Here is a 14,152-nt window from a genome sequence, read left to right as displayed (position 1 = left end):
GGTCATCTTATAAGTTTATAAAGGCAGACCCCTTTTTCGCAGTATTTTAATTCAGAGTGTTTGCCCGTTATTTCATTCATTATTTCAAACACAGTTTCAGTATATCCATCCCCTATTTTGGAATAAATATTTGAATTCATTACAACATAATTCACACCGTTATCACGCAGGTCTTTAAGTGTATCTGAAGTATTATTATACCCAATAAGAGCCTGATTTGAAGGGTCGCCCCAGATGTAATCTTTTTTCAGGTAATATCCCCTTATCTCCCTGAAAAATACTATTTTGCCTGTTATATCATTATCAGCGTTTATCTTTTTAAAAAGTTTATAATTATCCATATTGCCTTCAAGGTATTTTTCCCTGTCTATTATCCCCGCAAATGTTTTAACGCCCGCAAAATCGCCTTCGTACTTAAACGGGTAGGAGTATAACAAAAGGTATAAAACGCAGCCGCCTGTTAATATTTTTAAAAATACTTTCTTGTCCATAGAAAATATATAATCCGCCGCGGCCGCGCTTAAAACCGTAAATATAACAAGCCCCGGGAAGAGAAACCTTACAAACTGGCTGGATGCCACCCAGAAAACCAAAAAACACGCGGTTAACAGCAGCAATAATAATGTGTCTTTATGTTTTTTAACAAAAGCCATATACAGCGAGAACGGAAGCATTAGATACAGGAATATAAAATTATTTCCCGCGTACCCATCCATGTTTTTGGATGTAATCACAGACAGCGGCAGCGACAGCAGGTTTAAAATGCCCCTTCCGCTTCCGTGTTCGCCGTAATAGGCGCTGCGGAAATCGGACAACTCTTTAGTCCAGTTATTACCGCCAAAAATGCCGTACGCAAAAGGCCATACGGGATTTCCCGTATCCACAAAACTTTTAATGTACCACGGCGCCGCGGCAAGGCAGGCAATTATACCAAAGAATACGGCATCCATAATACGCAGTTTTTTTTCTTTACCATTATAAATATAATCCGCCAGCAGTATAAAAAACGGCAGAAATGCAGCCGAAAAAAGCCCAAGTATTTTAACCGACGCCGCGCCGGCAGCCGCAAAAGCGGCAGCGCCTAAATGGGCGCGGTTCTTTGAATGCATATATAAAAACACGCCGTATGCGGCGGCAGTTTCATAAAAAGCAAGCCCTGTATCCACATACCCGTTTACCGCTTCCCTTTTAAAAACAGCAAAAGCACAGACAATAGATGCCGCAATTATTCCCGCGCGCGCGGATGAAACTTTCTGTCCAAACCGAAATACGGTTAATAAAAGCATTGCCGCAAAAATAAAAGCCGCGCCGCCCGCCAGCGTGTCATTGAAAACTGTCATTGACCAGCCAAAAATAAGTTCAAGATTCTGCGGCCAGTTGGAATGAAACATATATGGAATGTAGGTTATCTGCCCTGCCTGCTGATAAATTGAAGGTATGGCGTAGTGGTACGCCATTGTGTCCCATGAAGTATTTGGGACAAAAATATTAAAAAAGACCGATATAAACCTTGGCAGCGCAAGCAATAACACGCCTATGGCAATAAATCCTTTAACACCGGAAAAAGACTTTACTGTCTCTTTTATTGATTCAAAAAACCGCCCCGCGGAAAATCCCGCGCACACGGCAAATACAGCGCCTATAACAAGCATTGCCGGCAGTGTATAAAACCCCGCCCTGCCCACAGTAAGAATTACAAGAGAGAATAAAACCGCGCCGGACGCAAAAGAAAATATTATAAAATCCGCCCCTTTTTCAGGTTCTGATTTAATTGCCCTTAAAAATAGGGCGCCGGCGCCTGTTATGATTAAAAAGAGAACCGCCGTCAGCATAACAACGGCGGTATTTTGAAGTATGGGCATTATCAATAATGTACTATTGAATAGACTTTATAATTATTTAACTTTTCCCTGCCTTTAAGAAAATCAAGTTCCACCACAAATACCATTTCCGCAACTTTGGCGCCGCAGCGTTCTGCCAGCTTGGCGGACGCTTCCATAGTTCCGCCTGTGGCCAGCAGGTCATCCACAATTATTACTTTACCGCCTTTTTTAATGGCATCCTTATGAATTTCCAGTGTGTTGGTGCCGTATTCAAGGGCGTATTCTTCTTTATATGTTTCGCGCGGAAGTTTTCCGGGTTTTCTTACAGGCACAAACGGAAGCCCAAGCTTATAGGCAAGCGGCGCGCCTATAATAAATCCCCTGGATTCAACGCCCACTATGGCATCTATTTTTTTGCCTGAATACCTTTTAGCCAGAGCGTTAATAAGCTTCTTGAAAACCGCCGCATCAGCAAACACCGGCGTTACATCCTTAAAAATTATCCCTTTCTTTGGAAAATCCACAACATCTTTAATGACTTTTTTAATCTGCTTTTCCATCAAAATTACCCCTTTTCTATTTTGTAAATGTGCCGGATATGTTATTTTTTGTCGGCGGTCTTCATAAAATACTTAAGTTTTTTTATTGCAATTGCCTCTATCTGCCTGATACGCTCGCGCGTAAGTTTAAGTTTTTTGCCTATGTCTTCCAGTGTCAGTATCTGTTTATTCTCCAGGCCAAACCTGCAGATTATTACCTGCTGTTCGTTTGGTTTTAACATACGGATAAGTTCCATCATAGTTTCTTTTTTTTCAATGTCAAACAGTTCCTGGTCCGGTTTTGCCTGTACCATATCTTCAACGGTGTCTTTTAAAGACCTGCCGCCTTCGCCGTCTTCGCTTTCATATTCAAGGTCAAGGGACTTTGGCGACTTAATAATGTTAAGTATCTCATTTAATTTAATAGGGTCTATTCTTAATTTCCTTGCCATATCGTAATTTTCCGGAATTTTACCTTTATCTTTTACTTCTTTTTCCAGAAGCTTTAAATACTTATGATATACATCCAGTATATGCACCGGTATTCTTATTGTGTTTTTCTGGTTGGCAATAGCCCTGTTTATGGACTGCTTTATCCACCAGGTGGCGTATGTGCTGAACCGAAACCCCCGCTCCACTTCAAACTTATCAACCGCTTTTAAAAGGCCTATATTGCCCTCTTCAATAAGATCAATTAAAGGCACGCCAAAGTATTCATATTTTTTTGCTATTTTCACCACAAGTTTCAGATTTGCCTTGGTCAGCTTTGCCTTGGCAATGTCATCGCCGTGCTGCGTTTTAATAATAAGGTCGCGTTCTTCTTCCGCGCTTAATACCTTTTCCGCCCTTATTTCGTCAAAGTACAGGGCAAGGGCGTCCTTGCCGTTTACCGCTTTTAATATGGATTTTTCATCTTCCTCTTCATCTTCAATCCCTTTTAAAATAAGGTCCCGCTTTATGTTTATTTTGTCCCCTGAAACATCCTCGGTATCCTGTTCAGATTCCGTATCGGCGGCAAAATCTTCGGCAAGTTCGGATGGTTCCTCTTTTTTTGCAGCTTTCTTCCCCGGCTTTTTTGCAATTACTGATACAACAGTTTTCTTTATCTTTTTGCTTTTAACCTTTTTAATTATCTTCTTTTTTCCCACTGCCGCTTTCTTTTTTTTCTTCATAGCCCCCCCGGCTTTTTTAAAAAGCGTATTACAATATTACAAAATCATTATAACTTTTATCAAAAGATATGTCATCAATTTTTATGCCTGTCACGGCAAAAGGCTTATCACGCCCTGTGATTTCAGATATCAGCCCGTTTATATCCCCGCGCTCCCCAAATACTTTAAGTTCCACATCGCCGTTTTCCAGATTTTTCACGTACCCTTTAAGCCCCAGCGCGGCTGCCTGCTGCCTGCAGTGCCAGCGATAGCCCACACCCTGCACCATTCCGCTTACCGTTATTAACACGCCGGCCATTTCCGACATTAATACGCCTTTTGAATGAAAGTAATCCCGAATATGAAGTGTTCCTGCAGAAATTCTCCAAAACTTTTTAAATCCCCGGTGCGGTTTAACCTTTCTACATACGCTTCCACATTCAGGTTATAACTGATACTTATCTTTACGCCGGCATTAAGATTGCCGTCTTCATACTCCGCAATTACCATTACTGTATCGTTTATTACCTTTGCCGCGTCGGCAAAAAAGTTCCATTCAAGCGGTTTTAATTCATTGCCCCGGATGTTGTTCTTAAAACCCACAGAAAGGTTAAAACCCCAGTCAAAAAGTTTTCTTGAAGCAACCGCGTAAATACTCATCCTGTCGCCAAAACCTTCAAGCAGATTCACGGGCATGTTTTCAATTCCAAAAGCGGCCGTTACGTAATGCTCTTCTTCATTAAAAGGCCTTACTTTAAGGTTCAAGTCTATATTTTTAAGCGCCTGCACAAAATCGCTGGTCTCTCCGTAATCAAAGGTAAATCCGGCTTCCAAGATATCTATAAAGCCATAATTAAGTTTGAACATAAATTGGTGAATGCCGGCGCTTAAATTGCCGTATCCAAGGGAATAAGCCGAAGGGTTATAAATAAAGCCGCTTTCACCGGAAACTGACGGGCATTCAAGAAAATGGTTTACATCAACGCTTTCAGCATGTATGCACGCTGCCCACAAAAGGACTGCCAAAACTGCCAGGCTTTTCTTCACATTTTCACCGGTTATTTAGTTGGTTTTTTTTATTAAAATTACTGGTCGGGGCGACTGGATTTGAACCAGCGACCTCTCGCACCCCAAGCGAACGCGCTAGCCAACTGCGCTACGCCCCGACCTTTACGGACATAAAAACTGTCATTTCAGGAGTAAATTTCCCTGACACTTGCTGTCAGGCAATCTCCTGCAACGATTACCGGGTGGAGTATGCCCGGAATCTTATTTGTTATATATACTTCTTAATACTATATCTCATGGTCGGGGCGAGAGGGATCGAACCTCCGGCCTCTTGGTCCCGAACCAAGCGCGCTACCACTGCGCTACGCCCCGACTATTCAAACATAAAAACTATCATTACTGGGAGGTAGTGTACCAGACGATTATCATGAAGAGCTATTCCTCATCAATCGTCAGGTGCTACGCCCCGACCTTACCTTAATTTCCTATTCTATCGAGAGGATAGTGTACCTGACGATTATCATGAAGCGTTTTCCTCATCAATCGTCAGGTGCTACGCCCCGACTTTTCAAACATAAAATCTATCATGTCAGGCGGAAGTGTACCTGACGACTATCATAAATCTTTTCCTCATCTATCGTCAGGTGCTACGCCCCGACTATACGAATAAGTTATTGCACAACTAAGATTTTATAATATACCATTGTGAACTATTTGTTTCAAGGATATTTTTGCCCTTGTTTAAAAGGTTTTTCCTAACTCCTTAATATTTCCAGGCACTCCATAAGTCCTTTTTTAACATCTTCAATCTTCTGCTGGCCTAATTTCTCTTCAAGTTCAAAAAGTTCCAGCTGCTGGCCGTCTTCCGCGGCAAGAATCTCTTTTACCTTCTTCTGCGCGCCGCTTATTTTATATTCATCATCATAAAGAAGCCTTTTTATAATAAAGATAACATCAATGTCTTTTTTTGTATATTTTCTCTGCCCTACCCTGTTCTTTATGGGTTTTAATTCATCAAAGTTCTGCTCCCAGAACCTTATTACGGACTCTTTGACATCCGTTATCTGTGCCACTTCCCTTATTGGGTAGTACTTTTTATCCCTTATTTCCATATGCCGTACCCCCTACTCTTTATTTAACAGTTCGCGCTCTGACCTTAACTTTCTTGTCATAAGGTCGCTAATGGACTGTTTTGGGTCTTTACCTGAATATATCAGTTCATATATTTCATTTGTTATCGGCATTTCCACTTTGTATTTTTTTGAAAGGTCATGGGCGGATTTCGCGGTCTTTACGCCTTCAGCCACCATTTCCATACCTTTTAATATATCATCTATTTTTTTGCCCTGCCCGATTTGATCACCCACGGACCTGTTTCGGCTGTGTTTGCTTTCGCAGGTTACGACTAAATCGCCTATTCCGGAAAGGCCAAAGAAAGTGTCTTCCTTCGCGCCCATCCTTACGCCAAGCCTTTTCATTTCCGCAAGGCCCCTTGTTATAAGCGCGGCTTTGGTGTTGTCGCCAAGCCCAAGCCCGTCTAAAACCCCGGCGGCAATGGCAATAACATTTTTTAAACTGCCGCCAAGTTCAACTCCCTTTATATCAGTGCTGCTGTACACTCTGAACGCATTATTGGAAAAAAGCACCTGTATCTTTTTTGCAATAGCCGCTTTTTTGGAAGCCGCAACCACAGTGGTGGGAACCTGCCTGCCCACTTCTTCAGCGTGCGAAGGCCCTGAAAGCACCGCAAACTGAACCGGCCCTAAAACCTGTTTTATGACAGCGGACATAGTCTTTAAAGTGTCCTGTTCTATCCCTTTTGCCACGCTTACAAATATTTTTTTCTTATAGTTTAATTTTTTTATATTTAAAGCCAGCGAACGCATGACGTGCGACGGCACAGCCAGCACAACCACTTCCGCGAAATCAATGGCGCGTTTTAAATCATTTGTTATTTCAATATTATCCGGTATTTTTACGCCCTTAAGGAATTTTACATTTTCCCTTTTCTGCTTAAGCTCTTCCGCGTAGGCGGGTACAAATTCCCATATAAGCACTTCGTTTGCGTTTGAATGCAGTATAAGCGCCAGTGCCGTTCCCCATCCGCCCGCGCCGATTACAGATACCTTCATTTCTTTACCGCCTTCTTTTTATTTTCAGGCTTTACCGGTCCTTCTTCTTTCTGCTGTGTCTTTAACGTGAATTTATTTTCCGTGCCTTCCTTAAGCCTGTTAATATTTTCTTTATGTTTATACACCACAAAAAATGCCGTAAAGATGGCGAATATCAGTACCAGATTTAAAAAGCCGTTTTCCCCGAATATAAAAACAAAAGCCGGCAGCAGAATTGCCGCCACTATTGAACCCAGTGAAATGTATTTAAACATCCATAAGAACACGGCAAACGCCGCAACAGAACAAATTACGGATAAAGGCGCCAGCGCAAGAAAAACACCAAGCCCTGTGGCTACACCCTTGCCGCCTTTAAAATTAAGAAACAGCGTGAAAGTGTGGCCCAGAACCGCGAACAAAGCCGCCAGTACGGGAAGAAACTGATACTGCGGAAATAATATTTTTACCGCAAGAACCGGCAAAAAACCTTTTAAAGCATCAAGAAATAAAACTCCAAAAAACCATTTCATGCCAAGCACGCGTTTAACATTTGTCGCGCCTATATTTCCGCTTCCCACAGTTCTGATATCAATGCCTTTTAACCCTTTAACGATAAGATAGCCTGTCGGTATGGAACCCATAAGGTACGCAGCTGCAATGCTTGCAAGAATTATAATTATTCCCACGTGCTAAGCCTCCTTTTTTTCCTTCTGCTTTACTTTAAGTTTAATAGGGCATCCGTCAAATCCAAAATCTTCGCGGATCTTATTTACAACATATCTTAAATAACTTTCGTGAATTTTATCCGCCGAATTTACAAAAAGCGTAAAAGTGGGCGGCGCGGCAGAAACCTGCGTCGCATAGTATATTTTAAGGCTGCCTTTTTTTGTCACAGGCGCCTTTCTGAAAACCGCTTCCCTTATCATTCTGTTTAAAATTGACGTCTTTACCCTGAAATTATACTTTTTTTCAACACGAATTACAATATCTATAAGCTTTTCAAGGCCAGCCGAATTTTTAGCGGATACAAAAACAACCGGCGCGTAGTCCATAAATTTCATTTCATCGCGAAGATATTCAATATATTCTTTTCTTTTAGCGTCCCTGTCTGAAGGTTTTACAAGATCCCACTTATTAACACAGATAACAACAGCTTTTAAATGCTCCGCGGCATAGCCAAGCACTTTCTTGTCCACTTCAGTAATTCCCGTGGTGATATCAATGACATGCAGGACAACGTCGCTTCTTTTAACATTGGAAAAAGACCTGCCTATTCCAAACGCTTCCGGCTTGCCCTTCATATTCCTGCGTTTTTTCACGCCCGCGGTATCTATAATTATAAATTTCTTTCCGTTTAGCTCTATCATTGAATCCACCGCGTCACGGGTGGTGCCGGGTATTTCAGTTACTATGGAGCGCTCTTCTTTAAGCAGGGCGTTAAACAGCGATGATTTGCCGGCATTTTCCCTTCCTGTTATTGCTATCTTGGGAAGCTTGCCGTCATCTTCGTCCGGTTTTACTTTTGGTATTTTCTCCGCTATGTAATCAAGCAGGTCATCAAGCCCAAGCGAATGCGCTGAAGATACCGGAAAAATTTTGTCAATCCCCATATTATAAAATTCGTATGTCTTATCAACCGCCGCCTGCGAATCAATCTTATTGACCGCGACAACGTAATTGGGGTTATTTTCTTTTATAAAAGTCAGGATCTTTTTGTCATCCGGAATAAGTCCGCTTTTGCCGTCCGCCACCATAAGCACAAGGTCAGCGCTTTTAATGACATCTTTTATGGTATCCACAACCTTTGTTTTTATAAGGTCTTCGCCGTCAAACAGAATTCCGCCCGTGTCCACAAGCGTAAACTTTTTTCCAAACCATTCGGCATCGCCGTAAAGCCTGTCGCGGGTTACCCCCGGATAATCGTCAACTATGGCCTTCTGCTGGTTGATTAGTTTGTTGAAAATGGAGGATTTGCCGACATTTTCCCTTCCTACAATTAAAACCGTAAAATCACTTTTCATTTTGCTCCTTAACTCCGATTAACATCAAAAAATAAGGAGGCCTTATTACGGCCTCCTTTAAACATTATATTTTTAAATGGCAAATAAAGCAAGGGTTAAAAAAGCACAACGTCCTCTTTGGAATAAAGGGATAGAAAAAGCAGCATATATTCTTTAATATGCCTTGTAAGCAGGAAATTATTCCTTACATGTTCCTTCCCGTTTTTGCCCAGTTTGTCCGCGAAATCAGGGTTATTCAGCAGCATTTTCAGCGCAAACGCGGCTCCGTCTATTGAATGGCACAGCATCCCCGAATATTTATGCTTAATCTGAAGCGGGATCCCGCCCACATGTGAAGCCAAAACCGGTTTTGACTTCCACAGCGCCTCGCTGACTGTAAGCCCAAAGCCTTCTTTAAGTGATTTCTGCATTATCACCGTTGACGCCCTTTGAATGGCGTTAACGGCGTTATCATCCTGCGGCATGTTAAGTATCATTATGTCTTTATCTTTTCCCGCGGCTTCAAGCACTTCATTATAAACAACATTACCTTCCGGGTCATCCACCGCCGTCCCGCCTGCCAGCAGAAGCCTGCAGTCAACATAAGGTTTTACCTTTTTGTACGCCTGTATTACCCCCACAGGGTCCTTCAACCTGTCAAACCTGGATATCTGGGTAATTAAAGGTTTGTCAGTCGGTATATTGTATTTATCAAGGTACTTTTTTATTTCTTCCGGCTCCATATCCCTGTTTTTATCGCTTAACGGGTCAATTGACGGAGAGATTAAAAACTGCCTTATGGGCAGCTGCCTTGCAAAAAGGGGCGAAGAGAATACGGCGGAATCATAACGGTCAATATACTCCCTTAGGAATTTCCATGTGGAAGCAACTGGATTACTTGCGTCAACATGGCACCGCCATATCCATTTATTATCCCGTTTTTTATTAATAAGCGTTATCGGCTGAGGGTCATGAATAAACATTATGTCCGAATCACAGGGCATATTTTCCTCATTAAACGCGCCGTTTTCAATGAAAGTCTTTATTTCACTTCCGGTAAGGGGCTCACCGCTTCCATGTATGTTGTTATGCATTTTTTTTGTGACATCAAAAAATGAATTGTTGCCTTTTATTACCTGCCAGTCAGACCGAACCCCAAGCTGATTAAGCAGGGGCACCATTCTTGTCAGTATTTCCGCGACTCCGCCGCCTACCGGCGTGGAATTTACATGCGTGATTTTTTTTCCTTTTAATTTTTCAGCCGCAATTTTAAGGTCATCCAGAACCGCCTGCCCCACTATTTTTGCGTAATCATTTATGCTGTTCATATAACACCGCCCTTTCTTAAAATATCAATAATAACCCTGCGCAGCTGCCCGATAGTATGGGTATAAGGGTCAAGCCTGTTTATGGCGTCAGCAGGTTTATCCAGCCCCAGCGAACTTCTTAGCCACAGGGAAAAATCATTTTCCTGTTTATCAAGCCTTAGCCTTGATTCAAACATATGAAAATAAAGCGAATCCGAGGTTATTTTTTCAAGGCATTCCACAAACTCGCCCGCTGAAGACGCCGTATAACCGGTGGGAAAAACAAAACTTACCGATTTTACAAAATTAAATTCCATCCCCTGCATAGCCGACCTTAACTGCCTGCCTTTATTTGATTCAAGATAATTTGCTATTACATTTGATAATTCCTCCCTTAACATCCTTATGCTTTTAAAACTTACCGTATCAATGCTTGCAAGGGCTTCCGCAAGCCTGCTTTCACCAAGCGATTCATCAACCCAATACGCAAAGTCATTGGCAGGTTCCGGATTCAGGTATTCGTGCTGCTGAAGAAATCTGTGAGTATGGTGGTAGATGGACGAACCGTCAATGCTTTTTATGCATTTTAAAAGTTCTTCCAGATTTCCGGCTGAAACGCCGGTTAATTCAGACAGGTGCATCCGCGTGTAAAATCTGAAACTTTTTTCATCCGCATTCCCTTCCATCATTACCCTCCTTAAACAATACAGCCGTATTTTTAGTAAACTCTTTTGCCCGGAAAAATCACACCAAGTACAAAAACAGCAGGCAATGAAAATATTTTTTTATGCTTTTAGAATTCCGGAATTAAAGGGCATAAGCCCGGCTGCCTGTAAGTTTACTTTATAAAAAACACTTTTTAACCTGTATTTATTATATATAATAAGCAGCCCACAAGCAACCCTTAACCAAAAGTTATTAAAAGCCGCCTTTTTCATTATTATCCGCTGCCGTGTCATCTGTTTTTTCCGTGCTGAATCCGGAAAAGAAAGCGGATATAATCCTGTACATACCCTTTTGCCTTTCAACAGAATATGATAAAAATGAATTCAGCAGAATACTTAGAAGAATAACGGCATAAACGGTATCCCTTATTATCTCCCCGCCTTCCATTCCCGCCTGAAGCGGAATACCCGCAAGAACCGCTGATGCAAGCCCCCTTGAAACCATCACGCCGGCAGCTGTAACATCAAACCTGTTTTCTTTCCTGTTAAACGACAGCTGAGCCGAAATGACCCTGGCAACATAGATAACAGCCGTAATCACCAGCGCAAATGCAAATACATCAAAACCCGCAGGCTTTATGGAAATCCCGATATATAAAAAGAAAAAAGTCCTCATTAAAAAGACAGCTTCCGCCATAAAACTTTTTTCAGCTTCATTCATGGTAACGTTAATATGCTTAAGGGGGCCCACGTTTATTTTCTGCATGTTGCCAAGCATTATCCCAAAGCAAAGCGCCGCAATAGCCCCGCTGAAACCGGCTATTTCCGCGCCGCCAAAAACAATAAACACAAAAGCAGGGGTTGTAAAAGCGCTGTTTTCCAGAAGCCTTATTCTGTTTAACATCATTGACCAGAAAAGGGCTGACACAACGCCTATTACCACCGCAATGAGAAACGCAAAAAATACTTTTGCGGACATGTGTACGGCGTCAATACCGCCTGCCCCGGCAGTGGCTATAAGCTGCAGCACGATAACTATTGAAAGCACCTCGCTTATTGTACTTTCAAATACAACAACAGACGCCGTCTTACCGCCCGCGCTCATCTTTTTAATTATCGGTATTACTATTGAAGGCGCGCCGCCGCCCAATATTGCCCCAAAAACAGCCGCCTGAAGAAGTTCCAAACCCATAAAAAAATATGAAATAAAACCTGCCCCCGCGAAAGTCAATAAAAAACTGAAAACAGCCAGTTTGGCGCCGCTGCCGGCGGATGACCTGATGACAGAAATATCAAGGCACAACCCGGCTTCAAACAGTATTATCACAAGGGTAAGCGTACTGAAAATTTCCCCAAACCTTCCAAGAATTTCCGGATTTATAAAATTAAAGACCGGGCCTGCAAGTATTCCTATGATTACCAAAGGCAGAACGTCCGGAATCTTTGTGCGGTTAAACGTGGCAGAAAAAAAATGTGCGAAAAAAACCATTAATCCTATAAATAAAACCGCGGCTGAAAATTCCATCAGTCCTCCATTATATAAAACTTTTAAAGCTGCTGTATCTGCCTTTAAATTATCTTTTCACATTACTGTCCTGCAGGCATATTTCCCGCTTTGCTTTTTCTTAAAGATAACGCTATAAGCTTTTTATTATAAAGTTTAATAAGCCCGTCCCTTGAAAACATTCCCATAAGCATTCCCGTTTTTTCATCAATCACGGGAAGCGCGTCAACATCATTGGCTGTAAATTTATCCACCACTGAATGAAGCCTGTCTCCGATATGAATACGGATAAAATTATGCTGCGTTATATCTTCCACAAGCGCCTCTTCCCCAAGGCCGCTTTCAAGCAAATATTCCTTTATGTCCTGCAGGGAAAAAACCCCCACAACCCGGCCTCCGTCTTTCTGATCAATTACAGGAAAAATTCCCTGTTTTGAATTCATAGCCGTATCAATTGCCTTTTTAATAGGCGCGCGCCTTGGAAGTACAACGGCCCCTTTTTCAATTATATCAGGCGTTACAATTATATCCTCCAGAACGTCCATTTCAAAATCCCCCCTGTGAGCGGGTGAATCAACCAGCCCGTTAACCTGTTCGTCATATACAGTATAAGGTTTTCTGTTAAGCAAAAAAGCAATAACAGATACAAGCATCATAGGCACAAGAAGGTCGTAACCCCTTGTCATTTCAGATACCATTATAAGGCTGGCAAGCGGTACTCTGGCAACACAGGCGAAAAGGCCGCCCATCCCCACGGCAATAAATGCCGCTTCCGGCGGCATCCAGCCCGGAGGAAGCATATATCTTAATACTCCTCCAATCGCGCCTCCGGTCATCGCCCCTATAAAAAGCGACGGCGCAAATATACCGCCGGAACCGCCGGAGCCTATAGTAAGCGATGTTGAAACCATTTTTCCGGCAGCCAGAAGAAACATAAGAAGAACCGGAATAGAACCGTCAAAAGCCATCTGCATATACTGATAACCGCCGCCAAGCACTCCCGGCAGATATAAAGCCATAACCCCAAGCAAAAATCCGCCAAGCGCGGGTTTAAAAATTACTGATATTTTATTATATCCGTTAAAAGCTGTTTTCACCCGGTTAAATAACTTTACAAACACTATCCCCGCAACAGCGCAGCCCACACCAAGTATGGTATAGGGAATAAGTTCATACGCCGAACTGAATGACACCGATCCGATGCTGAAAAGGCGCTCTATCCCCATCACGCTGCGAAATATAGAAAACGCCACGATTGATGAAATAATAGAAGGAAGAATAACTTCCGCTTCCAGTTCATGATTTCTGTAAAGGACTTCAGCCGCAAAAATCGCGCCCCCTAACGGTGCTCCAAAAATCGCCGCAATTCCGCCTGCCGCGCCGGCCATTATTAAAAGCCTTTTTTCCCTGTCGTTTAACTTCATAAACCTTGCAAGCACAGACGCAAACCCCGCGCCTATCTGCGCTATGGGGCCTTCGCGTCCCGCCGACCCGCCTGTTCCAATCACAAATGCCGTGGCAATTATTTTAACTACAGGCACCCTTAAAAATATATTTCCCGCGTTTTTATGAAAACTTTTAATGACATAATCCGTGCCGTGCCCTTTTGCGTCAGGGGCAAATTTTGTCGTAAGCCATCCGGAAACAAGGCCGCCAAAAGCCGGCACCACAAGGATAAGCCATTTTTTGTATCCCTCTTCAAATATCATCATGCCAAGTGAAGACGTTTTAATTCCGGCAATAGTTTCAAGAAAAATAAATCCCGTAAACTTAAGCGACAAAGCAAATAACATGGCGCACACAGCGGAAATAACACCCACAATAGCCCCAAAATATATCCAGCGGCCCGTGGTCATTACACCCGTATGGGCGATAAATCCCGCCGCCCTTTTTACAATATAATTATAAATGCCTGTGCTTTTTCTATCCTTTTTTGACATTTTCAGCCCGCTTGCTCCGCTTTTTTAAATGTTATTCTACAACATTTAAATAAAAAAAACCGTTTAATTTTTTTTTGGTTTTTATGAAGTCATTCTGCCTGTCT

General features: G+C 42.4%; 13 protein-coding genes and 2 tRNA genes. All 15 read right to left on the bottom strand.

The genetic code is table 11. From position 1 onward, the window contains the following. Positions 1-2 precede the first annotated feature (2 nt). The 15 genes from CVV21_03600 to CVV21_03530 all read right to left on the bottom strand — a co-directional run bounded on the left by CVV21_03600 (position 3) and on the right by CVV21_03530 (position 14,048). On the bottom strand, positions 3-1,832 hold the full coding sequence (locus CVV21_03600; GenBank protein ID PKL92405.1) for a hypothetical protein: 1,830 nt from the start codon (positions 1,830-1,832) through the stop codon (positions 3-5). A 32-nt stretch (positions 1,833-1,864) separates the two neighbouring features. Further along, on the bottom strand, positions 1,865-2,386 hold the full coding sequence (locus CVV21_03595; protein PKL92404.1) for an adenine phosphoribosyltransferase: 522 nt from the start codon (positions 2,384-2,386) through the stop codon (positions 1,865-1,867). A 38-nt stretch (positions 2,387-2,424) separates the two neighbouring features. Continuing rightward, positions 2,425-3,534, bottom strand: coding sequence for an RNA polymerase sigma factor RpoD (locus CVV21_03590; protein ID PKL92403.1), 1,110 nt, complete (start codon positions 3,532-3,534; stop codon positions 2,425-2,427). Positions 3,535-3,562: 28 nt separating this feature from the next. Continuing rightward, positions 3,563-3,832 carry an acylphosphatase gene (locus CVV21_03585; protein ID PKL92444.1) on the bottom strand — a complete coding sequence of 90 codons (270 nt, stop codon included), beginning with the start codon at positions 3,830-3,832 and terminating at the stop codon, positions 3,563-3,565. A gap of 8 nt (positions 3,833-3,840) precedes the next feature. Then, complete coding sequence (locus tag CVV21_03580; protein PKL92402.1) at positions 3,841-4,560, bottom strand: hypothetical protein; 720 nt, start codon at positions 4,558-4,560, stop codon at positions 3,841-3,843. Between the two features lie 42 nt (positions 4,561-4,602). Beyond that, a tRNA-Pro gene (locus tag CVV21_03575) sits at positions 4,603-4,679 on the bottom strand. A gap of 139 nt (positions 4,680-4,818) precedes the next feature. Beyond that, a tRNA-Pro gene (locus CVV21_03570) sits at positions 4,819-4,893 on the bottom strand. A 383-nt stretch (positions 4,894-5,276) separates the two neighbouring features. Then, positions 5,277-5,633 carry a MerR family transcriptional regulator gene (locus CVV21_03565; GenBank protein PKL92401.1) on the bottom strand — a complete coding sequence of 119 codons (357 nt, stop codon included), beginning with the start codon at positions 5,631-5,633 and terminating at the stop codon, positions 5,277-5,279. Between the two features lie 12 nt (positions 5,634-5,645). Further along, the gene (locus CVV21_03560; protein PKL92400.1) at positions 5,646-6,653 is read right to left on the bottom strand and encodes an NAD(P)H-dependent glycerol-3-phosphate dehydrogenase; all 1,008 of its coding nucleotides are present in this window, start codon (positions 6,651-6,653) and stop codon (positions 5,646-5,648) included. Continuing rightward, positions 6,650-7,312, bottom strand: a complete 663-nt coding sequence (gene plsY / locus CVV21_03555) for an acyl-phosphate glycerol 3-phosphate acyltransferase (GenBank protein ID PKL92443.1) — start codon at positions 7,310-7,312, stop codon at positions 6,650-6,652. The genes CVV21_03560 and plsY overlap by 4 nt, the downstream gene beginning before the upstream one ends. 9 nt (positions 7,313-7,321) lie before the next feature. Next, positions 7,322-8,653 carry a ribosome biogenesis GTPase Der gene (gene der / locus CVV21_03550; protein ID PKL92399.1) on the bottom strand — a complete coding sequence of 444 codons (1,332 nt, stop codon included), beginning with the start codon at positions 8,651-8,653 and terminating at the stop codon, positions 7,322-7,324. Positions 8,654-8,748: 95 nt separating this feature from the next. Then, the gene (locus CVV21_03545; protein ID PKL92398.1) at positions 8,749-9,960 is read right to left on the bottom strand and encodes a glycosyl transferase family 1; all 1,212 of its coding nucleotides are present in this window, start codon (positions 9,958-9,960) and stop codon (positions 8,749-8,751) included. Further along, positions 9,957-10,625: a hypothetical protein gene (locus CVV21_03540; protein ID PKL92397.1), complete on the bottom strand. Its 669-nt coding sequence runs from the start codon at positions 10,623-10,625 to the stop codon at positions 9,957-9,959. Before CVV21_03540 ends, CVV21_03545 begins: the two co-directional genes overlap by 4 nt. A 232-nt stretch (positions 10,626-10,857) precedes the next feature. Then, entirely contained in the window at positions 10,858-12,129 is a 1,272-nt protein-coding gene (locus tag CVV21_03535; protein PKL92396.1) for a sodium:proton exchanger, read from the bottom strand. A 62-nt stretch (positions 12,130-12,191) separates the two neighbouring features. Continuing rightward, positions 12,192-14,048 carry a chloride channel protein gene (locus CVV21_03530; protein ID PKL92395.1) on the bottom strand — a complete coding sequence of 619 codons (1,857 nt, stop codon included), beginning with the start codon at positions 14,046-14,048 and terminating at the stop codon, positions 12,192-12,194. Positions 14,049-14,152 lie beyond the last annotated feature (104 nt).

It is taken from the genome of Candidatus Goldiibacteriota bacterium HGW-Goldbacteria-1, from assembly GCA_002839855.1.
In the GTDB taxonomy this organism is placed as follows: Bacteria; Oederibacteriota; PGYV01; order PGYV01; family PGYV01; genus PGYV01.
The sequence above is the reverse complement of the archived record's forward strand: the minus strand, read 5'-3'. Positions and strand labels throughout refer to the sequence as shown.

What these genes read in the sequence shown, in the direction of transcription:
- CVV21_03600 (PKL92405.1), bottom strand. Translation starts at nt 1,832, where the DNA reads ATGCTGACGGCGGTTCTCTTTTTAATCATAACAGGCGCCGGCGCCCTA.
- CVV21_03590 (PKL92403.1), bottom strand. Translation starts at nt 3,534, where the DNA reads ATGAAGAAAAAAAAGAAAGCGGCAGTGGGAAAAAAGAAGATAATTAAA.
- CVV21_03585 (PKL92444.1), bottom strand. Translation starts at nt 3,832, where the DNA reads ATGGCCGGCGTGTTAATAACGGTAAGCGGAATGGTGCAGGGTGTGGGC.
- CVV21_03565 (PKL92401.1), bottom strand. Translation starts at nt 5,633, where the DNA reads ATGGAAATAAGGGATAAAAAGTACTACCCAATAAGGGAAGTGGCACAG.
- CVV21_03560 (PKL92400.1), bottom strand. Translation starts at nt 6,653, where the DNA reads ATGAAGGTATCTGTAATCGGCGCGGGCGGATGGGGAACGGCACTGGCG.
- der (PKL92399.1), bottom strand. Translation starts at nt 8,653, where the DNA reads ATGAAAAGTGATTTTACGGTTTTAATTGTAGGAAGGGAAAATGTCGGC.
- CVV21_03545 (PKL92398.1), bottom strand. Translation starts at nt 9,960, where the DNA reads ATGAACAGCATAAATGATTACGCAAAAATAGTGGGGCAGGCGGTTCTG.
- CVV21_03540 (PKL92397.1), bottom strand. Translation starts at nt 10,625, where the DNA reads ATGGAAGGGAATGCGGATGAAAAAAGTTTCAGATTTTACACGCGGATG.
- CVV21_03535 (PKL92396.1), bottom strand. Translation starts at nt 12,129, where the DNA reads ATGGAATTTTCAGCCGCGGTTTTATTTATAGGATTAATGGTTTTTTTC.
- CVV21_03530 (PKL92395.1), bottom strand. Translation starts at nt 14,048, where the DNA reads ATGTCAAAAAAGGATAGAAAAAGCACAGGCATTTATAATTATATTGTA.